This window comes from Sphingobacterium sp. IITKGP-BTPF85 (assembly GCF_001006065.1).
Taxonomy (GTDB): Bacteria; Bacteroidota; Bacteroidia; order Sphingobacteriales; family Sphingobacteriaceae; genus Sphingobacterium; species Sphingobacterium anhuiense.
In genome coordinates, this window is record NZ_ASZT02000002.1 from 31,778 (window position 1) to 51,299 (window position 19,522).

Sequence of the window (19,522 nt, forward strand, 5' to 3'; positions counted from 1 at the left end):
TAAATTGACTTTTATTATATACTACTTGGCGGATATGGAGTTAAAAGGTCTTGATTTATTCAAAGGTTTTGTTCATAAAAAATATTTAACTTTGTCATATGATGTTACAAGCCAAAAGTATTTTCAAATCATACGGTCCTTTACCTATATTAAAAGGGGTGGATATAGAAGTTGCAAAGGGTGAAATTGTGAGTATTGTTGGAGCTTCTGGAGCTGGAAAAAGTACGCTTCTTCACATTTTAGGGACCTTGGATTTAGCAGATAAGGGAGAACTGTATATCAATGGAACCAACATCAGTGCACTGAATGCAAAAAACTGAGTGCCTTTCGCAATGAACATATCGGGTTTGTTTTTCAGTTCCATCACCTACTCCCAGAATTTACGGCTTTGGAAAATGTGTGTATCCCAGCATTTATTAAAGGTGTGGGGCGCAAAGATGCAGAAGTTCGTGCGATGGAGATATTGGATTTATTAGGTGTAGCACATCGGGCTAGCCATAAGCCGACTCAAATGTCTGGTGGAGAACAACAACGTGTATCTGTTGCTCGTGCCTTAATTAATAACCCTTTTATTATTTTGGCAGATGAACCTTCAGGAAATCTAGATTCTGAAAATGCTACAGCATTACATCAGTTGTTTTTTGACCTAAGGGATAAATTTGAACAAACTTTTGTAATCGTTACTCATAATGAAGAGCTGGCACGTATTTCGGACCGTACTATTCATATGCGTGATGGAATTGTGATCGTATAGTATGTATACAGTCATTATAAGTCACTTAGAATACATAAACCGCGATAAATGTATTGCTCATAATAACTTTATCGCTTAAAAAAACACTTTATTCTGATGAAAAAAAGAATACTAATAACCTTTGGAACTAGAGGGCTTGGGCAACGTATTGCAAAGCTATTAGGGGATGAATTTGAAATCTTTTTTGCGAGTTCTGAGGAGATTCCATCACTGTTATTAAATTCAGGCAAGTATTTTAAATTGCCTGCGGGGTTAATGCCAACCTATGCTCACGAAGTATTAAAAATAAGTTTAGATCATCAGATTGACTATGTCCTGCCATTGGGAGGTTATGAATTTGAACCTCTAGCCGTGGCCAAAATTTTATTTGAAGAATATGATATTAAGGTAATTGTTCCAGCTCAGGACGTTTTGCTAGATTACTATGTGATTGAAAATCCACCAAAAGAATTATCACTTGCTTTATTAGTTGATGGTAAGTCATTGATTGATGATTTTACAACTGAACATCCTGGATTGGATGGTTTGTTTGTGGTATCGGATTCAGGTGATGATTTTGCCTTATGTGCTGTTTCAAAAGATTAATTGTTTTATGTTAAGATATCAAGATTTCCCAAAGGATAAAAAGGTATTTATTTTTGAACTGGATGACGTTATTTATCCAAAACGGGACTATTTATTACAGGTCTATTATCTTTTCGCTAATTTTCTTGAATTTACAGAGACCTTTCCTCCTCAGGCTGATTTGGTTACATTTTTTAAGAATCATCTAGATAATCAAGGAGAAGATATGATCTTTGAACATGCTGCCGAAGTTTTTCATTTTGATTTAAAGTATAAAGAGCATTTCGAAAGATTATTTGTTAATGCTGTTTTACCCGTTAAATTATTGATGAAAGATGGTATTCCAGAATTATTAACAGCTATTGTTAATGCAGATAAACAGATCTGTATTTTGACGAAAGGGAATCCGCTTATGCAGTTGAATAAAATAAAACATATGGAGTGGGGGCCTTTGGCATCTAAATTAAAGGTTTATTTTGTTGATGAGTTAAAATTCCGCAATTTAGATCCTCTCGATTATATAGCTAATGAGCTACAAATAGCTAAAAATGATTTTATATATCAAGATTGTTAGTTTTTCGATTTAGCCATTGATTATCAGTTGTTTAAATTTGTTTAATTAATTGCTTTTTTCTAAAATTAAACTCTAATTCTAAAAAATATGCTAAAAAATGTTATATTTATCAGAATGTAAATTTAGTGAGATTCGACTATGAGTATACAAGGAGATAAACCAACAACAATTAAGGAAATAGCGAAGAAGCTGAAAATTTCACCCTCTACTGTATCTCGAGCGTTGAATGACCATCCAAGTATTGGATTAGTGACGACCATGCGTGTGAAAAAAGTTGCTGAGGAATTGAATTATGAGCCTAACCAAACGGCGATATTTTTTAAGCAACGCAAAACTTTTACAATCGGTGTTTTATTACCAAGTCTATCTGAACCATTTTTCTCTTCTGCAATTAGTGAAATTGAAAATGTTTCCAACGACCGTAAGTATACCGTGATCATGGGGCAATCTTTGGACGATGCCGAAAGAGAAGAGAGAATTTTGAAAACCTTTAAAAGCCATCGTGTTGATGGTGTTTTAATGTCAGTAGGTAAAAATACCACAAATCTTGAGTTTCTTGAAAAGCTAGAAAATTCTGGAACACCAATTGTATTCTTTGACTGTGTACCCGATATTCCTAAAATTAATAAAGTTGAAAGTGATCTAGCAACAGGTATGAACGAAGCTATTGATGCTTTCGTTGCTCGGGGTCATGCTAAAATAGCACTTATTAATGGTCCACAATTGCTTCCTGCAAGTGAAGAACGCAAAAATTCCTTTCTATCCGCTTTGAAACGTAATGGCTTGGACTATGATGAAAAGTATATTGTGAATACGGATTTAACGACTGAGGGAAATGAGGCTGCTATGGAGAAACTATATGCCTTACCTGAAAGGCCTACAGCAGTTGTGTCTTTTAATGACTTTGTGACTTTAGATGTTATGAAGGCTGCCCGAAACAGAGGTCTGGTTCTTAATCATGATATTCACTTTATTAGTTATGCGAATTATCCTCTCTGGAAATATATGGAAAACCCTCCAATGGGATGTATCGAACAATTTCCAGGTAACCAAGCTAAGAAAGCAGCTGAGATTTTATTTGAAAAAATAAATAATCCTGATCTTGCTCCACAACAGATTGTATTTAAGTCGAGATTGATTATGTAATCATTCTTTTAACATAAAATAGAAAGGGCTTATCATTATGATAAGCCCTTTCTATTTTATGTTGTCCGTTTTACCGTTATAAGTGTATCACTTCATCGTAAGCATCGGCACAAGCTTCCATAATAGCTTCACTCATAGTTGGGTGAGGATGGATCGCTTTAATCATTTCATGACCAGTTGTTTCTAATTTTCTTGCTACAACAATTTCAGCAATCAATTCCGTAACATTTGCACCGATCATATGAGCTCCTAAGAATTCACCGTATTTTGCATCAAAGATAACTTTTACAAAACCATCTTTTGCTCCAGAAGCAGATGCTTTACCTGAAGCAGAAAAAGGAAATTTACCTACTTTAACTTCGTAACCAGCTTCTTTTGCCGCTTTCTCAGTATAACCTACTGAAGCAATTTCAGGAGAACAATAGGTACATCCAGGGATGTTGTTATAGTCAATTGGTTCTACATGAAGACCTTTAATCGCTTCTATACATAAAATTCCTTCTGCTGAAGCAACGTGTGCAAGAGCTTGTCCTTTTACGATATCACCGATAGCATAAACGCCGTCGATATTTGTTTTATAATAATCGTCAACCACAACACGGCCACGGTCTGTTTTTACACCAACTTCTTCAAGACCTAGGTTTTCGATATTTGGCATGATACCTACTGCTGATAATACAACTTCAGCCTCGATAACTTCCATGCCTTTAGCAGACTTGATATTTACTTTACTTAAAGTACCTGAAGTATCAACAGATTGTACTTCAGATGAAGTTAAAATGTTAATGCCTTGTTTCTTTAAGCTTTTTTCTAATTGTTTTGATATTTCTTCATCTTCAACAGGAACGATTCTGTCCATGAATTCTACTACTGTTACTTTCGTACCAATTGCATTGTAGAAATATGCAAATTCGATTCCAATAGCTCCAGATCCAACAATCACAAGTGATTTTGGTTGTTTTGGTAATACTAATGCTTGTCTGTAACCGATGATCTTTTACCGTCTTGTGGTAAATTTGGTAATTCACGTGATCTTGCACCAGTAGCTAAAATAGTATGTTTCGCGGTGTATTCTTTTGATGAACCATCTGCAGCTTTAACATCGATCTTACCACCGGTTTTAATTTTTGCAGTACCATTAATGACGTCAATCTTATTCTTTTTCATTAAGAATTGAATACCCTTGCTCATTCCATCTGCTACGCCACGACTTCTTTTTACAATAGCATCAAAGTCAGGCTCACCACCTTGTACATTAATACCATATTCAGCAGCATGATTTAAATATTCAAAAACTTGTGCACTTTTTAATAGAGCTTTCGTCGGGATACAGCCCCAATTTAGACAAATACCTCCTAAAGATTCGCGCTCGATGATAGCAGTTTTGAAACCTAATTGTGAGGCTCTAATGGCAGCAACATATCCACCAGGACCACTACCAATTACAATGATGTCGTAATTCATAAAATAATTATTGTGTAGTTGAATGCTCAATCTATTTCTGAATTTCTTGAGATTCAGAATAGCAAAGCTTATTCAAAAGTACGCATTCTGAATGTTATAAAATTGAGCGACATTATATTGGCAGATTTTAATAAGCGCACGTCATTTTAAAGATTAATATGTCAAAGGAAGGTCAAAGCATTCAGAAAAAATATCCATCTCACTAAATAATTCTATTTTTGGGATTACTTATTTTTAAATCAAGTTTTTATGCTCCGTATTTTTAGACAAATAGCACTTTGGGAAGCTGTTTCAACCATTTGTTTGTTTTTCTTTGCTATGCCGATGAAATATTTTTTTGAAACGCCCGAAGCGGTGAGAATTGCAGGTCGATTCATGGCTTTTTTGTCGTCATATTTGTCATTATGTTGATCATGTGCACAGTAGAATATAAATGGAACTGGAAACGACCATTGACTTATTTTGTCTTATCTCTAATTCCTATTATAGGTTTCTGGGTAGAATTGGATGTGAAGAAGATTATTAATGGTCAAAAGAAATAGAAAATAAAAAAGGATGATTTATTCATCCTTTTTTATTTTATCAATACCGACATAGGCATAAGTAATTTCGGTGCGTCCGTGCGGTGTTGGTGTGCCTTCTTTATTAAGGTTGACAAAAACTAATTTGTCGATGGATAGAATTGTTTTTCTCGTAATTTTGTTGCGAACCTCACATCGCATCGTGATAGAGGTTGTACCAAAATTAGTTGCTTCTATCCCTAATTCTATAATATCACCTTGTTGAGCCGAACTGACGAAATTGATTTCAGAAATATACTTCGTTACTACATGTGAATTGGCCAATTGCACAATTGCATAGATAACTGCTTCTTCATCAATCCATCTCAATAGGGTCCCCCCAAATAGTGAACCGTTAGGGTTTAAGTCTTCTGGTTTTACCCATTTTCTTGTATAGAAATTCATGTTTTATTTTGGGCTTGGTTTGTTGAAAAAGAAAGGGGAAAATTTTATTTTCCCCTTTTTAGTATTTTAAGCGTGAATTGCTCTATTCGAAGTTGCGGCTAACGCAGCTTCTTTTATTGCTTCCGTATATGTCGGGTGTGCATGGCAAATGCGACCGATATCTTCTGCTGATGCGCGATATTCCATCGCTACGACTGCTTCTGCAATCATATCAGCAGCTCTTGGTCCGATCATATGTACACCAATAACTTCATCAGTTTCAGCATCAGCTAATATTTTTACAAAACCATCCGTATCCATCGAAGCTTTGGCACGACCAGAAGCTTTGAATGAGAATGACCCCGTTTTGTATTTAACACCAGCTTCTTTTAATTGCTCTTCTGTTTTACCTACAGAGGCAACCTCAGGCCAAGTGTAAACAACACCAGGAATTAAATTATAATCGATATGTGGTTTTTGACCAACAATGCTTTCTGCTACGAAGATACCTTCATCTTCTGCTTTGTGCGCTAGCATAGCACCTTTGACAACGTCTCCAATTGCGTATACACCTGGAACGATTGTTTCTAAATGATCGTTTACTGTGATTTTTTTACCTCTTTCTTCAACAGTGATACCGATATTTTCTAAACCTAAATTATCCGTATAAGCAGTACGTCCTACAGCTACGATACAGTAATCACCTTCTAATGAGATGATTTCACCTTTAGGGTTTTCAGCTGTCACAGTTACAGTTTTACCTTTTGAAGTTGCTCCTGTAACTTTGTGGCCAGTATAGAACTCCATACCAACTGATTTTTTCAAAACGCGTTGTAATTCTTTACCTAAACCACCATCCATAGTTCCGATGATTGATTTTGCAAATTCTACAACAGATACTTTAGAACCAAGACGAGCGTAAACAGAACCCAACTCAAGACCAATAACACCACCACCGATTACGATTAAGTGTTTAGGAATTTCTGTTAAATTTAAAGCTTCTGTCGAAGTAATAATTCTTTTTTTATCTACTGGTAAGAATGGTAAATAAGTAGGTTTCGAACCTGTAGCAATAATTACATTTTTACCTGTAATTTGCTCAGAAGTACCATCATCTTTTGTGATTTTAATGGTGTTCTTATCTACAAATGAACCAATTCCTTGGAAACTTTCAACTTTGTTCTTTTTGAACAGGTATGTGATACCTGCAGTATTTTGATTGATAACATCGTCTTTACGAGCAATCATCTTTTTAATATCAACTTTTAAATTGCTTAAGCTAATACCATGTGCTTCGAAAGAATGTGCAGCATTGTGGTAATGCTCAGATGAATCTAATAAAGCCTTTGAAGGAATACAACCTACATTTAAACAAGTTCCTCCAAAAGTGTTATACTTCTCAATTACAGCAGTTTTTAACCCTAATTGTGCACAACGGATTGCTGCTACATATCCGCCTGGTCCACTTCCAATTACTATTACGTCGTATTGCATCTATTACGTTTTAAATGTTTGAGCAAATTTAGTCATAATTAACATTATAGGAAATCTATTTTGTTAAAAACGTGTATAAATTTGAAATAGAAGTCTCGTTATAATGTCATAAAAAAAGGCATCCCTATTTAAGGAATGCCTCATTGAAATATTTCTGAATGATTATTCTGCAACAATCTTTCCTTGCATTACACCGTAATGTCCTGGAAAGCTACAGATGAAATCATAAGTTCCTTTTTCTAAAGTGAAGGTGATTTTATCTGTTTCACCTGGACCTAATAATTTTGTATGTGCAATTACAGAAGAAAGTGCTGATTTAGGTACATATTCATCTGCTTGAGCACCAGCTGCTTCAGCGCCAAATGTCGCTAGGTCAGTTCCTGGTTTTAAAATGACAACATTATGCCCCATAGATTCTTTAGGCATAGTACCAGCATTCTTAAAATTTAACTCAACGCTCTCTCCAGCTTTTACGCGGAATAGGTTTTTATCATATTTCATTGCATCATTACCTTCTAAAGCTAATGTATTAGAAAGCTCTACATTCTCAATTCCAGGGATTTTTTCTGTTTCTGTTTCAGCAACCTCTGGAGTTGTTTGTTCAGTTGTTGAACTGGTTTCTTTTTTCGTTGAATCGCCACCGCAAGAAGCAAAGGCTACTGCTAAGGCAATAACTGGTAAAACAAATAATTTTTTCATTATGTTAATTATATTTTTACTAAAAATAAGGAAAATATTGCTTTTAATTGTATTTTTTGCGTAACATTTTTTCTATCATTTCATGTAGGTGGTTTGGATCGAAAGGTTTTCCAATCACATTGTTCGCTCCAGCATCAAGAGCTTCCTGTTGTTCTGCCTCAAGCACAGATGCGGATATCGATATGATAAGAATATTCGAAATTGCTGGATTATCATGCTGTCTGATTCTACGGATAGTCTCAAAACCGCTCATAATAGGCATATGTGAATCCATGAAAATAATGTCAAAATCTTCACTTTCTACCTTTTCAAGCGCGGCTTTACCATTATTAGCAGTTTTAATTTCACAGTTCCAAGTTCTGAGGATATTAGCAAGCATGAAACTATTCAATTCATTGTCTTCTGCCACTAGAATTTTTAAATTATCGAAACTTTTGAGTTCTGAGTATAGTATTTTTTCAGGTTTAGACTTTGTGACTGCATTTGTTCTGTCAAACCAACAGTCAAATGTAAATTCACTCCCTTTTCCATAAGTACTAACAGCAGTAACTTTTCCTCCTAACAATATGGAGAGTTTTTTCACAATTGCTAAACCAAGACCTGTTCCTCCAAATTTTTTCGTGATTCCATCCTCACCCTGTTCGAATGCAAAAAAGATTTTCTCCAAAGAATGTTCCGGTATACCTATTCCAGTGTCGGTAACTTGAAATTGTAGGTGAAGTTTTGAAACATTGCTATCAATTAAATTGATATTTAAAGTGATACTGCCTTCTGCAGTAAATTTGAAACTATTTGATATGAAATTGGTGAGAATTTGTTTTAATCGCAATGGATCTGCTAAGAAAAAACTATCTATTTTTTCATCGATATAAATAGAAAAATTTAGACCTTGATGAATCGCTTTATGTACAAATAGATTTTTGAGGTCGTCTGTTATATCATGTACGGAGGTGGGTTCAATTTCTAGTTTCATCATTCCGGAATCAAATTTGGAAAGATCTAAAATATCATTTACGATATTAAGTAAATTGAGCGATGCACTATTTAACTTATTGACCCAATCTTGTTGTTCAAGTGAAAGCGGTGAGTTTTTTAACATTTGAGCGATTCCCATCACACCATTGATTGGTGTTCTAATTTCATGACTCATATTTGCTAGAAAAGTTTCTTTGGATTTTCGGGCTAATTCTGCCTCTTCCTTTGCTCGTATAAGTTCTTCTTTGGAGTTCTCTAAAGCCTGATTTTTTTCTTTAATCTCGTTTTGAGTTTGCACCTGCTGAATAAAGGATTTTACTTTAGCAATGGTGATTTCAGGACTTAGGGGTTTATAAAGGTAGTCGACAGCCCCACTGTTCAATCCTTGAATGAGATATTTTTCCTCTTTAGATATAGCCGTAACCATGATGGCAATAATGTGGCTGGTTTTCGGATTATGCTTGATAAGCTCCACAAATTCGAACCCATTAATGTCTGGCATTTGTACATCAACCAATGCAATATCAATGTTTTGTTTATAGCAGATGCGAAGTGCTTCATTAGGATCTTGGCTACTGATAATATTGATACCTACAATATCATTTAATAATGCTGTAAGGCTAATGAGATTTTCAATTTTATCATCAACTATTAATAAGTTTATATTCTTCATTATACTAGTCCATTTAAATGATCAATGTACTTTACAATTTCTTCTGTTGTATAAATATGATGTTGAGCATGTAAATCGATAGCTGCTTGAGGCATTGTAGGAACTTCTGCAGAATCTGGATGTTGTACTATACATATTCCGCCCCTATTTTTAATTGCTAATAAGCCTTTTGCACCATCTTGATTCGCTCCCGAAAACAAAATTGCGATACAGTTCTCTTTATAAACTTCGGATGCTGATTCAAATGTGACATCAATCGAAGGCCTTGAAAATTGGACGGGTTCTGAATTATCTAATGCAAGTTTGAAATCAGGTTCTATCAATAAATGGTAACCAGGGGGCGCAAAATAAACCTTTCCTCCTTGAATCTGTTCTTTATCTTCAGCCGATTTAATTTGTAGGGCATAGTTTTTTTTTAAAACTTGCTCAAAATTAGATTCAAATTTTGGGTTACGATGAACGATTACAAGTATTGGAATCTGAAAGTTCTTCGGTATTGATTTTAATAGATTTAAAATCACACCAAAACCTCCGGCAGATCCTCCCAACAGTAATATTTTATTGCCCTTATTCATATACGGCTAATTTTTTTAATGCGTGTTCGTTTTAGTGTTATTATTAAGCTCGTTTATAGCGTTAATGAAATCTTTGTTATGTACTGGATCTCGCCCGCTTACGAAATAGCTTATTCCATATGATATTTCTTACGCTATTTTTTGATAGATATTGTTTTTTTTATCAATTAACTTGAATCGGTTTGCGTGCTTATAGTTGATTAGGGATTCTTTTGATCCTAAGCATAGAAATCCTAATTTGCACAAAGAATCATAAAAAAGATCAAGTACTTTTTCTTGTAATTTAAGATCAAAGTAGATTAATACATTTCTACATGTAATTAATTGAAATTCATTAAAAACACCATCAGAAATTAAATTGTGAATAGAAAATAGTATATTTTTTTTAGATCATTCTGAATGGTGGCTGCATCATACATCGCGGTATAATACTCGGATAAAGAATGTTCAGTTTTTGTTTTGATATAATTTTCGGAATACTCCTTAAGCTTTGTTAAGGTGTAAATACCTTTTTTTGCTTTTTCTATAACCTGCGAATTAATATCAGTACCATATATAAACGATCTGTTGAGTAAATTAGCTTCTTTTAGTAAAATAGCTAGGGAATAAACTTCTTCGCCTGTAGAACAGCCGGCACTCCATATTTTTATATGTGGATAAGTTTCCAGATAGGGGAATAGTTTTGTGGTTACAGATGAATAAAAGTCGGGGTCCCGAAACATTTCTGTAACATTTACCGTCATTTCTGGGATGAAATAATGTATAAAACCTTCCTGATTGATCAGATTTGATTTAAGACCAACGACATCCAGTTTATTAATGTCCATGATGCGGGTAACTCGTCTTTTTAAAGATGCTTTTGAATATCCAGAGATATCTAATCCATGGAAATTTTTTATGATTTCTATAACGTCGTCTAATTCGGAATAGTCTAACATATCTAATTCTATTTAACTAACCCAAACACGGATCAATGAAATTAATTTGTCAATATCAATAGGCTTACTGACATAGTCATTGGCACCCGCTTCGATAGCTTTTTCTTTATCACCTTTCATCGCTTTTGCTGTTATGGCAATGATGGGTAACTCCTGATACTTTTTATTTTTACGGATATTGGCAATGGCTTCATATCCATCCATAACGGGCATCATAATATCCATTAATACCAGATCAATGTTATTTTCTAAATTGAGAATATCAAGCGCTTCCTGACCATTATTGGCAATTTCAACATGAATATTTAAACTTTCAAATGCACTTGTCAATGCAAAGATATTTCGCATATCATCATCTGCTAGTAAAATTGTTTTGTTTTCTAATGTTTTTTCAAGTTGAAAATCATTTGCTTTATCAATTATCCTCGATTTATTTTCTGTTTTCTGGTCAATTTTATTCAGGAAAAGACGTACTTCGTCTACTAATCTGTCGTTTGATTGGCAGATTTTAAAACCATAGCTTGTGAGTGTTTTAAAATTCTAGTAGTCTGTTCAGAGGTCAATTCCATCGCCGTGTTGATGATGATAGGAGTTTCATTGTATGTCTCTAAGGATTTTATTTCGTCTAGTAATTCTAACCCTGATTTATCTGGAAGATTTAAATCTAAAATAATACAATCGTAATTATTCGCTTTATTCTTCAATAATTCAAGTGCTTTATTGGCGTCATAGGCTTGATCTACTGTTAGTTTTTCATCTTTTAGACCATGTTTGATAAAATCGCTTTGTACTTTTTGGTCTTCAATAAGTAAAACTCTTTTCATAACATTCGAAAGCATGGATTGAATTTTTTCAAATGTCTTTTGAAGGGTTTTTTCAGAAACTGGCTTAGCCATAAATCCGATAGCTCCGGCATTGATTGGTTCATTATCCAAATACGTCCCTGCAGACATCATATGTACTGGTATTGAGGAGGTCTCCCGATTTGATTTTAAAACTTTTAGTACATTCCAACCATCAATTTTAGGAAGCATAATATCCAAAATAATCGCCTTTGGTCTTAGTGCCATTGCCTTTTCTAATCCTTCTTCTCCGTCATGGGCAAGTATGACACGGTAATGATATGCTTCGGCATAATCCTTTAATATTTCTGCAAAAATCAAATCATCTTCAATAATCAACAAGGTATTCAGGTCATCCGGGTTTTGAATTATATCTTTATTTTCTGGTAACAGTATTGAATCATCGGTTTCAGTGGACGGGATTATTTTTTCAGTATGTTCCTCATTAGATTTAAGCGTTTGAATGGTACCTGGCGCAGTGCGTAGTGGCAATGTAAACATAAAGGTACTTCCGACTCCGATTTCACTCGATAATGTGATTCGACCACCTAGTAATTTTGCAGTTTCTCTACATATTGATAATCCTAAACCAGTTCCACCATACTTGCGGCTTGTAGAACCATCTTCTTGTCTAAAAGCTTCGAATATGAGTTTTTGTTTATCAGCAGCAATGCCAATTCCAGAATCGATAACTTTAAAAGTAAGTTCATCACCCTTAGTTATACCAATATCAAGTGTTACATTTCCATTAGGATTGGTGAATTTGAAAGCATTTGATAGTAAGTTTTTCAAGATCTGCTGGATCCGATATTCATCCGAATAAAAATGAGTAGGCACATCTGGAGAAAGAGCTATCTTGAAATTGATTCCTTTGTCTTCCGCAGTATTCTTGAAGAAATTTAAGATATAATCGATGAGATCTTTGTTGTCAATGTTCTCCTGTGCCAGTTCCACTTTGCCCGATTCTATCTTAGCAAGATCAAGTAAGTCATTGATTAAATGAAGTAAATCAGTGCCGGCATTATGGATCACACTGGCATATTTGATTTGTTCACCAGTTAGATTGTCTAGTTTATTATCTTGTAATAATTTTGCTAATATTAAAATACTATTTAAAGGCGTACGCAGTTCATGGCTCATGTTTGCCATGAATTCTGATTTGTAATTAGAGGCTGACTCAACCTCTTTGATTTTTAAAGCAATGTTATCTTTTGCTTTTTCTAATTCATTATTCTGCTCCTGTAGTAACTTAGCTTTTTCATCCAGTTCATTATTTGTTTGTACGAGCTCCTCTTGCTGTACTCTCAATTCCTCTTCGGATGCTTCTAGCAAATTCGTTTTATAACTTAATTCCTCATTCGTTGTTCTCAGTTCCTCCTGTTGCGCTTCTAATTCTTCCGTTTGTTGCTGTAATTCTTCATAGAGTTCCGCCATCTTTGAATGCGCTTGCGCAACTTTCAAACTAACAGCTAATATTTTGCTAACGCGGTGTAAATATTCAATATTTTCATTTTCATTCTTTTTGTCTTTTGGACATACTAATTCAATTATACCAATAGATTGTTCTTCATATACGATCGGAATAAGATAGAGATTCGTTTCAAATTGATCAATTAACGAAGACGCAATCTGATATTTGTTTGCATTTACATCGCGAATGATCGTTAATTTTTGATTATTAATCACATCACTGAGTATCCCATCTCCTTCTGAAATAAAAGTTTTAATAGGGACATCTAATGGGATTCCTTTATTTGCTAATAGGGAAAAAAGGGTGCTATTTTCTTTTTTGACATATACTGTACCAGCAAGAGAGGAAGTCGTTTTACAGATATTATCGAGTCCTATCGTTGCAATTTGTTTTTCATTAAAATCGCCTCGAAGGTTGTGGTCTAAAGTGTTGATGTTATTTAAAATAGAGTTGTCTTGTTCAACTTTAGAGGTTAATTTTAAAAGGGCTGTATTGGACTTCTTTTCATCAATTATACTCTTTTTTAATGTTTTAAAAACATTAAGAACAATGATGAATATATAGATCATGATCGCTAGACCCACAAAAACTAAAAAGTAAGTTAAATACCTGATATTTTCTAATCTATCTGTTGATTTTTTAATTAATTCTTTTCTTTTATCGATTAAGTCTTTGGAGATTATAGAAATCTGATTTTGAATATCAGCTCGTTTATTGTTTACATTTAGCGCTTTAAATTTGTTTTCCTTACTTAACGAGATGGCTCGCTCGAAGTCATAGAAATCTAAAATGGTATTTTTTAAATTATTTAGCTTGTTAGCATCAAATGTATAGTAGCTGTCCTTTTTGCTTAAGTTTTTTATAGTTTCAAGAACCACAGTTATTTCACCAGCATAGGGTGCAAATACACTTGCATTTTTTTCTGTATAAAACTTAAGTTTTGCATCATTTACTCGGGCAACACTATTCTTGATATTATCGATGAGATCAAACTTTGCTTCTGCTTTTTGTATAAGGTCTTGTTCATGAGCCGTACTTTTATCCAATTGGATGAAAAATAATAACGATGCCGAAAGTATGATTAGAAATGAAAATATAATTCCAATGATGAGTTGTTGTTGAAAACGTAGCTTTTTCATCTTGATATAAGAGTAATATTTTTTGATAACACGTTAAAATAATACGCTAATTGACATTAGAGTAATAGCATAATAATTTTCTGATTTCTTTTGATTCCTTTTTTATCATTCAAATGCGTCAAAGAAAGCTGTTCTTTAGCGTGTTTCAATAATTTTTAAGGGAAAAGTGGCAAATTAGAAATCAATGCTAGTTCTAAGTAAAAGTAGTAAAAAAATGAGGAAGTACTCGTAGTTTTTGAGGTTAATATTTGGAAGTTGAGTTTGGTTGGATTTTACTTTATTTACACTTTTTAAATTGTTTTGGCTCATGTTTGATCATTATTTGATATCTTTAAGACAATTACTATTTAATTAATCTAATCAAATGGATCCAAATTTTTCTTTCGCTTTAATGATTATAGGCTGTATTGTAGCCTTGTTTCTATTGCTTTATTTATTACCTGTAAATCTTTGGTTTACCGCACAGCTTTCTAATGTTAAAATTAGTTTATTGAACTTGGTTTTGATGCGATTACGTAAAGTGCCACCTTCTTTGGTCACTAACGCAATGATAATCTCAACAAAAGCAGGACTAAACATCACATCTAATGAAATTGAAACCCATTATTTGGCGGGGGGAAATGTTAATAGAGTAATTAAAGCTTTAATATCCGCCGATAAGGCAAATATTCCTTTGAGTTTCAAGCTTGCTACAGCTATTGATTTGGCAGGTCGTGATGTATTTGATGCTGTGCAGTTATCAGTAAATCCTCAAGTTATTAATACACCTCCAGTGGCAGCTGTTGCTAAAGATGGAATTCAATTAATAGCGAAAGCACGAGTTACTGTTCGCGCCAATATCAATCAATTAGTTGGTGGTGCCGGCGAAGAAACTATCTTAGCGCGTGTCGGTGAAGGTATCGTAACAACGATAGGCTCGTCGGAAAGTCATAAGCAGGTCTTAGAAAATCCAGATCGAATCTCTAAAACTGTTCTTTCAAAAGGACTTGATAGCGGTACGGCATTTGAAATATTATCTATTGATATTGCAGATATAGATATCGGTGAAAACGTAGGAGCAAAATTGCAGACAGATCAAGCTGAAGCTGATTTGAAAGTTGCTAATGCAAGAGCAGAAGAGCGTAGAGCAATGGCTGTTGCAAGTGAACAAGAGATGCGTGCCAAGGCACAGGAAGCAAGAGCGAAAGTTATTGAGGCCGAAGCACAGTTGCCATTAGCTATGGCGGAAGCTTTTAGAAATGGAAATTTGGGTGTAATGGATTATTATAAGATGCAAAATATACAGGCAGATACAGACATGCGAACTTCTATTTCCAAACCTGGACATGATACCAGAGGACAGCAGAAAGATTAAAAGCTGATGTAACAGATTTTTTATACGAATCAACAACCGATTGCAGTTAAAATGCAATCGGTTGTTTTTTTTAAATATTTTGGACTGTTCTATATTCCTATTCCTATCATTATATTTAGTGCTATAATTAATTATTATAAACATGAAATCAATAAAAAAGTTATTATTTCTCTACCTTTCTTTGAATCTGACGCTAGCTTACGCACAGTCTTTGACATCGGGAAAAGAGAATTTTGTCCCTATTGGAGGTAATAGTTGGGAGTATCCGAATAGCAATCATAGAGAATCTATTGTAAAGAATGGAAAGATTGAAAATTGGAAAGACAATAAACGGACAGTAAAAACATTTGTTCGCTTTGGTAAAACTGGTCAGGTAAATCTTTCCGTTCAGGTACTTGAAGCCAATGCTGGTGGGAAATTCACTTTTACATTCGCTGGTAAAAGCGTTGATGTAACAATAGAACCGAATCAAAAAGGACTGATCAATGTTGCTGATTTTAGTATTGCGGATACCGGATATCACGCAATTGAATTAAAAGCAAAAACTACAGCTTCATTGTATCCGACAATAGGTGGTTACGTTTTGAAAGGAACAGCTTCCGATGGTCAAATGAACTATGTTAAAGATAATGAAGATAATTTCTTCTACTGGGGTAGACGAGGGCCGTCGACCCACATGGGATATCAACAACCGAAAGATAAGAATATAGAATATTATTATAACGAAGTTACTGTTCCAAAGGGTAGTGATGTGGAAGGATCTTATTTTATGTCCAATGGTTTTAATGTAGGATATTTTGGTATGCAGGTAAATAGCAGTACAGAACGTCGTGTCTTATTCTCCGTATGGAGTCCTTTTACAACAGATGATCCTAAAGAAATTCCTGATGACCATAAGATAATTTTGAAAACAAAAGGTCAAACTGTTCATACCGGCGAATTCGGAAACGAAGGCTCTGGTGGACAAAGCTATTTGAAATTTAATTGGAAAGCCGGAAGTACTTATAAATTCTTATTGCGAGGTAGACCTATTGCAAATAATTATACTGCTTATACTGCTTGGTTTTATGCGCCTGAAGTAGGTAAATGGCAAATTATAGCCGAATTTGAACGTCCTCAGACGAATCAATATTTAACAGGCTTTCATTCTTTCTTAGAAAATTTTAACCCTGATCAAGGTATTTATCAACGGGAGGTACAGTTTTCAAATCAATGGGTAGCCGATGACAAAGGGGACTGGTATGAATGTACTGAAGGTAGATTTACCATTGATAATACTGGCCGTAAAGGTTATCGTATGGACTATGCCGGCGGCGTAAATGAGAAAGGGTTTTATTTAAAGAATTTTGGGTTCTTTAATAAGTATGTTCCGTTTGGTAGTAAATTTATTAGAAAAGCAACAGGAGTGAAGCCTAATATTGATTTCAAATCACTTCCAAGATAATAACGTTTCTTTAAGGAATTATAGCTGTAAATAGTTTATTTGCAGCTATTTTTTTGTCTTGCTAGTTGTTTAAAAAACAAAACCCTGGTGATGGGCACCAGGGTTTGTTACTAACCAATTATAAACCTAAATTATGAAAAGACATTTTTAATAATCACTGTTTTTAAGTAGTGATTTGATACAGCAAAATTAATGATAAACATTTGATAATATGTTATGTGAATGTCATTTCAAATATTTCTTGATGTCATTCATCATTATTCCCCTGCACATAGATAACCTTAATTATCTCCTACAAAGATACATCAAAAAACCTATTTATTCCAAATGTTTTTGAATTAAAGTTGTCTCCACAATATGTGTTGTGACATTAATATGATTTTTTGTCTATTTGTAATAATAAGTTGTCTTAATAGCTGTAAATTTTGTATTATTTTGTATTGTATTTCGAATTATATATTACTTATTTTTGAAAGAAAACAGCTATGATTTTTGATAATCTTAAAAAAGTGAAAGCTTTTGTATTGGACGTGGATGGTGTGTTGACTGATGGACGTGTGCTGGTCAATGAGGCTGGTGAACAGTTGCGCACCTTTAATATTAAGGATGGTTATATCATGCAGTTAGCTGTTAAGCGGGGTTATCCAATCATCATTATTACAGGTGGAAATTCTACTGGTGTTGTTAAAAGACTAAAGGGGTTAGGTGTTCAAGAAATTCATTCAGGATCTCCGATAAGATTGGAAAGCTGAATGAAGTCCTGGCTTCACTGAGCCTGAATTTTGAAGATATCCTTTATATGGGAGATGATATGCCAGACTTGACTGTATGAAACTGGCTGGTCTAGCCACATGTCCTGCTGATGCTATTGAGGAAATTAAAGGAATTTGCCATTATATTTCTCCAAAAATTGGTGGTGATGGGGCTGTACGAGATGTCATGGAAAAAGTATTAAAAATTCAGGGTAAATGGCAAATGGATACAACAGTCAAAAGTATATAAGTAATGATAAATTTAGAGAATAGACAAATAATACTGGCTCTCAATCGCCGCGAAGAAGCCAATTGTTAAGTGAATTGGGTTTGAAGTTTGAAGTGGTGGTCCGCGAGACGGATGAAGTTGTCGATGAACTTCTAAAACCTATAGCGGTAGTGAAGGCCATTGCGACAAAAAAAGCTGAGGCTTTTCTTAATGATTTTGAAGGGGCTGTAATCATTACTGCAGATACTATTGTTGTTACCTCTGATCAAAAAATATTAGGAAAACCCAAAAGTAAAGCGGAAGCTTTTCACGTGTTAAAGATGTTATCTGGTGATATCCACGAAGTAATTACTGCAGTTTGTATTCTGGAAGATGAAAAATTAATTACTTTTTCGGAATCCACTGAAGTAGAATTTTATCCGCTTAGTGATGATGAAATTAATTTTTATATTGAAAAATATGAGCCATTTGATAAAGCGGGCTCTTATGGAATACAAGAGTGGATAGGTCGTATCGGGATCAAAAGTATCAAGGGAGAATATACAAATGTGGTAGGATTGCCAACAGCTCGACTCTATCAGGAACTAAAGAAACTAAAATAAAAAAGGGAACCGCTAACTTGGTTCCCTTTTTATTTTAGTTGATATGAAATCTTACACCGGTGTAGAACATTCTTCCCGTTAATGGTCCCCATAATAGAGACGTGTCAAAGTAAGATCCAAATGGATCATCTGCTCCTAAAATTGGATTATGTTGGAAATAATTTGTTAAGTTTTCACCACCGACATAAATTGTGAAGTTTTTATTTTTTCCAAAATCTTTACTTACCTGCGCATTCATCGTTACATAAGCATTTGATTTTGTTGCTACCTGATATGCAACTGGGTTTTCTATTGTTGAAGGTATTCTTTTATCTCCTACAATATTTAAGGTATAGTCAAAGCTCCATCCTGATGAAGGTAATGTATAAGCTAGATTAGTAAAACCTCTGTGCTTAGCCAATAGCGGTTTACTTTTTCTACCACTTTCAAAGTCAGTTTGAACATCGAGTAAACGATATGCAAGTCTTGTTTCTAAACGAGGAAGAGGATTGAAACGTAATTCTGCCTGAAGACTATTTGAATATGATTTACCTGTTAAGTTATAAAAAGATATTTCTCTAGGGTTTTCATAGTCAACTACGACCTGATTTTCAAAACTGTTTCTAAATAACTCAACCGATGCAGTTGCCTCTCTGTTGAACAATCTGAAACTTTGATCAATTGTAAAGCCAGTATTCCAAGAAACTTCAGGATCTAATCCGTAAGCATTTTTAAAATTGTCTGGAGATTTGATAATTAATGTACGGCTACTTGCTAGTGCAGACATATTTTCGGCAATAATGTTAGCCGTTCTTTGCCCTCTACCAGCACTTAAACGCATTGTATTACCTGTAAAAGGTGCATAGCGTAAATTTAAACGAGGTGTAGTAAACCAACCGTACAATGAGTT

At 34.3% G+C, this 19,522-nt stretch carries 20 protein-coding genes and 2 pseudogenes; 10 read left to right on the plus strand and 12 right to left on the minus strand.

Annotated elements, in window-relative coordinates:
* Positions 1-101: 101 nt before the first annotated feature.
* From L950_RS00440 to L950_RS00455, 4 genes and pseudogenes are all read left to right on the plus strand, one after another.
* A pseudogene (locus tag L950_RS00440) lies at positions 102-754 on the plus strand (ABC transporter ATP-binding protein).
* 96 nt (positions 755-850) lie between these two features.
* Positions 851-1,339, plus strand: a complete 489-nt coding sequence (locus tag L950_RS00445; protein ID WP_021188799.1) for a hypothetical protein — start codon at positions 851-853, stop codon at positions 1,337-1,339.
* Positions 1,340-1,346: 7 nt separating this feature from the next.
* Entirely contained in the window at positions 1,347-1,892 is a 546-nt protein-coding gene (locus tag L950_RS00450) for a hypothetical protein (RefSeq protein WP_031287604.1), read from the plus strand.
* 138 nt (positions 1,893-2,030) lie between these two features.
* A complete protein-coding gene (locus tag L950_RS00455; RefSeq protein WP_021188801.1) occupies positions 2,031-3,038 on the plus strand; it encodes a LacI family DNA-binding transcriptional regulator in 1,008 nt (335 codons plus the stop codon).
* Positions 3,039-3,114: 76 nt separating this feature from the next.
* Here the strand turns inward: L950_RS00455 and L950_RS34760 are convergent, their stop codons facing one another.
* Positions 3,115-3,981 (minus strand): FAD-dependent oxidoreductase, encoded by an 867-nt coding sequence (locus L950_RS34760; RefSeq protein WP_262506928.1) that lies wholly within the window; start codon positions 3,979-3,981, stop codon positions 3,115-3,117.
* A 26-nt stretch (positions 3,982-4,007) separates the two neighbouring features.
* Positions 4,008-4,502 carry an FAD-dependent oxidoreductase gene (locus tag L950_RS34765; protein ID WP_262506929.1) on the minus strand — a complete coding sequence of 165 codons (495 nt, stop codon included), beginning with the start codon at positions 4,500-4,502 and terminating at the stop codon, positions 4,008-4,010.
* 318 nt (positions 4,503-4,820) lie between these two features.
* Here L950_RS34765 and L950_RS31360 point away from each other — a divergent pair.
* Positions 4,821-5,044 (plus strand): annotated as a pseudogene (locus L950_RS31360) (DUF3817 domain-containing protein).
* An 18-nt stretch (positions 5,045-5,062) separates the two neighbouring features.
* Here L950_RS31360 and L950_RS00470 read toward each other — a convergent pair.
* The 9 genes from L950_RS00470 to L950_RS00500 form a co-directional block, all read right to left on the minus strand.
* The gene (locus L950_RS00470) at positions 5,063-5,467 is read right to left on the minus strand and encodes an acyl-CoA thioesterase (RefSeq protein WP_021188803.1); all 405 of its coding nucleotides are present in this window, start codon (positions 5,465-5,467) and stop codon (positions 5,063-5,065) included.
* A gap of 66 nt (positions 5,468-5,533) precedes the next feature.
* Positions 5,534-6,940: a dihydrolipoyl dehydrogenase gene (gene lpdA / locus L950_RS00475; RefSeq protein ID WP_021188804.1), complete on the minus strand. Its 1,407-nt coding sequence runs from the start codon at positions 6,938-6,940 to the stop codon at positions 5,534-5,536.
* A 162-nt stretch (positions 6,941-7,102) separates the two neighbouring features.
* On the minus strand, positions 7,103-7,639 hold the full coding sequence (locus L950_RS00480) for a plastocyanin/azurin family copper-binding protein (RefSeq protein WP_021188805.1): 537 nt from the start codon (positions 7,637-7,639) through the stop codon (positions 7,103-7,105).
* A 43-nt stretch (positions 7,640-7,682) separates the two neighbouring features.
* Positions 7,683-9,287, minus strand: coding sequence for a response regulator (locus L950_RS00485; protein WP_021188806.1), 1,605 nt, complete (start codon positions 9,285-9,287; stop codon positions 7,683-7,685).
* On the minus strand, positions 9,287-9,862 hold the full coding sequence (locus L950_RS00490; RefSeq protein WP_021188807.1) for a chemotaxis protein CheB: 576 nt from the start codon (positions 9,860-9,862) through the stop codon (positions 9,287-9,289). The genes L950_RS00485 and L950_RS00490 overlap by 1 nt, the downstream gene beginning before the upstream one ends.
* A gap of 129 nt (positions 9,863-9,991) precedes the next feature.
* Entirely contained in the window at positions 9,992-10,240 is a 249-nt protein-coding gene (locus tag L950_RS36110) for a CheR family methyltransferase (protein WP_316930485.1), read from the minus strand.
* Positions 10,216-10,800, minus strand: coding sequence for a CheR family methyltransferase (locus L950_RS00495; RefSeq protein ID WP_316930480.1), 585 nt, complete (start codon positions 10,798-10,800; stop codon positions 10,216-10,218). Before L950_RS00495 ends, L950_RS36110 begins: the two co-directional genes overlap by 25 nt.
* 12 nt (positions 10,801-10,812) lie before the next feature.
* The gene (locus tag L950_RS31365; protein ID WP_021188808.1) at positions 10,813-11,148 is read right to left on the minus strand and encodes a response regulator; all 336 of its coding nucleotides are present in this window, start codon (positions 11,146-11,148) and stop codon (positions 10,813-10,815) included.
* A 134-nt stretch (positions 11,149-11,282) separates the two neighbouring features.
* Positions 11,283-14,252, minus strand: a complete 2,970-nt coding sequence (locus L950_RS00500; RefSeq protein ID WP_021188809.1) for a response regulator — start codon at positions 14,250-14,252, stop codon at positions 11,283-11,285.
* 364 nt (positions 14,253-14,616) lie between these two features.
* Between L950_RS00500 and floA the strand changes: the two genes are divergently transcribed.
* The 5 genes from floA (at position 14,617) to L950_RS00520 (ending at position 18,633) form a co-directional block, all read left to right on the plus strand.
* A complete protein-coding gene (gene floA, locus L950_RS00505; protein ID WP_021188810.1) occupies positions 14,617-15,606 on the plus strand; it encodes a flotillin-like protein FloA in 990 nt (329 codons plus the stop codon).
* Positions 15,607-15,748: 142 nt separating this feature from the next.
* A complete protein-coding gene (locus L950_RS00510; protein ID WP_021188811.1) occupies positions 15,749-17,050 on the plus strand; it encodes a DUF3472 domain-containing protein in 1,302 nt (433 codons plus the stop codon).
* A 485-nt stretch (positions 17,051-17,535) separates the two neighbouring features.
* Positions 17,536-17,802 (plus strand): hypothetical protein, encoded by a 267-nt coding sequence (locus L950_RS36115; protein ID WP_316930481.1) that lies wholly within the window; start codon positions 17,536-17,538, stop codon positions 17,800-17,802.
* Between the two features lie 76 nt (positions 17,803-17,878).
* Positions 17,879-18,052: a hypothetical protein gene (locus L950_RS36120; RefSeq protein WP_316930482.1), complete on the plus strand. Its 174-nt coding sequence runs from the start codon at positions 17,879-17,881 to the stop codon at positions 18,050-18,052.
* Positions 18,053-18,114: 62 nt separating this feature from the next.
* Positions 18,115-18,633, plus strand: coding sequence for a Maf family nucleotide pyrophosphatase (locus L950_RS00520; RefSeq protein WP_046791951.1), 519 nt, complete (start codon positions 18,115-18,117; stop codon positions 18,631-18,633).
* Between the two features lie 34 nt (positions 18,634-18,667).
* Here L950_RS00520 and L950_RS31370 read toward each other — a convergent pair whose 3' ends face one another.
* Positions 18,668-19,516, minus strand: a complete 849-nt coding sequence (locus L950_RS31370; RefSeq protein WP_021188813.1) for a TonB-dependent receptor plug domain-containing protein — start codon at positions 19,514-19,516, stop codon at positions 18,668-18,670.
* Positions 19,517-19,522: the final 6 nt, after the last annotated feature.

What these genes read in the sequence shown, in the direction of transcription:
- L950_RS00445 (WP_021188799.1), top strand. Translation starts at nt 851, where the DNA reads ATGAAAAAAAGAATACTAATAACCTTTGGAACTAGAGGGCTTGGGCAA.
- L950_RS00470 (WP_021188803.1), bottom strand. Translation starts at nt 5,467, where the DNA reads ATGAATTTCTATACAAGAAAATGGGTAAAACCAGAAGACTTAAACCCT.
- L950_RS00490 (WP_021188807.1), bottom strand. Translation starts at nt 9,862, where the DNA reads ATGAATAAGGGCAATAAAATATTACTGTTGGGAGGATCTGCCGGAGGT.
- L950_RS00480 (WP_021188805.1), bottom strand. Translation starts at nt 7,639, where the DNA reads ATGAAAAAATTATTTGTTTTACCAGTTATTGCCTTAGCAGTAGCCTTT.
- L950_RS34765 (WP_262506929.1), bottom strand. Translation starts at nt 4,502, where the DNA reads ATGAATTACGACATCATTGTAATTGGTAGTGGTCCTGGTGGATATGTT.
- L950_RS00450 (WP_031287604.1), top strand. Translation starts at nt 1,347, where the DNA reads ATGTTAAGATATCAAGATTTCCCAAAGGATAAAAAGGTATTTATTTTT.
- L950_RS36120 (WP_316930482.1), top strand. Translation starts at nt 17,879, where the DNA reads ATGAAACTGGCTGGTCTAGCCACATGTCCTGCTGATGCTATTGAGGAA.
- L950_RS31365 (WP_021188808.1), bottom strand. Translation starts at nt 11,148, where the DNA reads ATGCGAAATATCTTTGCATTGACAAGTGCATTTGAAAGTTTAAATATT.
- floA (WP_021188810.1), top strand. Translation starts at nt 14,617, where the DNA reads ATGGATCCAAATTTTTCTTTCGCTTTAATGATTATAGGCTGTATTGTA.
- L950_RS00495 (WP_316930480.1), bottom strand. Translation starts at nt 10,800, where the DNA reads ATGTTAGACTATTCCGAATTAGACGACGTTATAGAAATCATAAAAAAT.
- lpdA (WP_021188804.1), bottom strand. Translation starts at nt 6,940, where the DNA reads ATGCAATACGACGTAATAGTAATTGGAAGTGGACCAGGCGGATATGTA.
- L950_RS00455 (WP_021188801.1), top strand. Translation starts at nt 2,031, where the DNA reads ATGAGTATACAAGGAGATAAACCAACAACAATTAAGGAAATAGCGAAG.
- L950_RS36115 (WP_316930481.1), top strand. Translation starts at nt 17,536, where the DNA reads ATGATTTTTGATAATCTTAAAAAAGTGAAAGCTTTTGTATTGGACGTG.
- L950_RS00500 (WP_021188809.1), bottom strand. Translation starts at nt 14,252, where the DNA reads ATGAAAAAGCTACGTTTTCAACAACAACTCATCATTGGAATTATATTT.
- L950_RS00510 (WP_021188811.1), top strand. Translation starts at nt 15,749, where the DNA reads ATGAAATCAATAAAAAAGTTATTATTTCTCTACCTTTCTTTGAATCTG.
- L950_RS00485 (WP_021188806.1), bottom strand. Translation starts at nt 9,287, where the DNA reads ATGAAGAATATAAACTTATTAATAGTTGATGATAAAATTGAAAATCTC.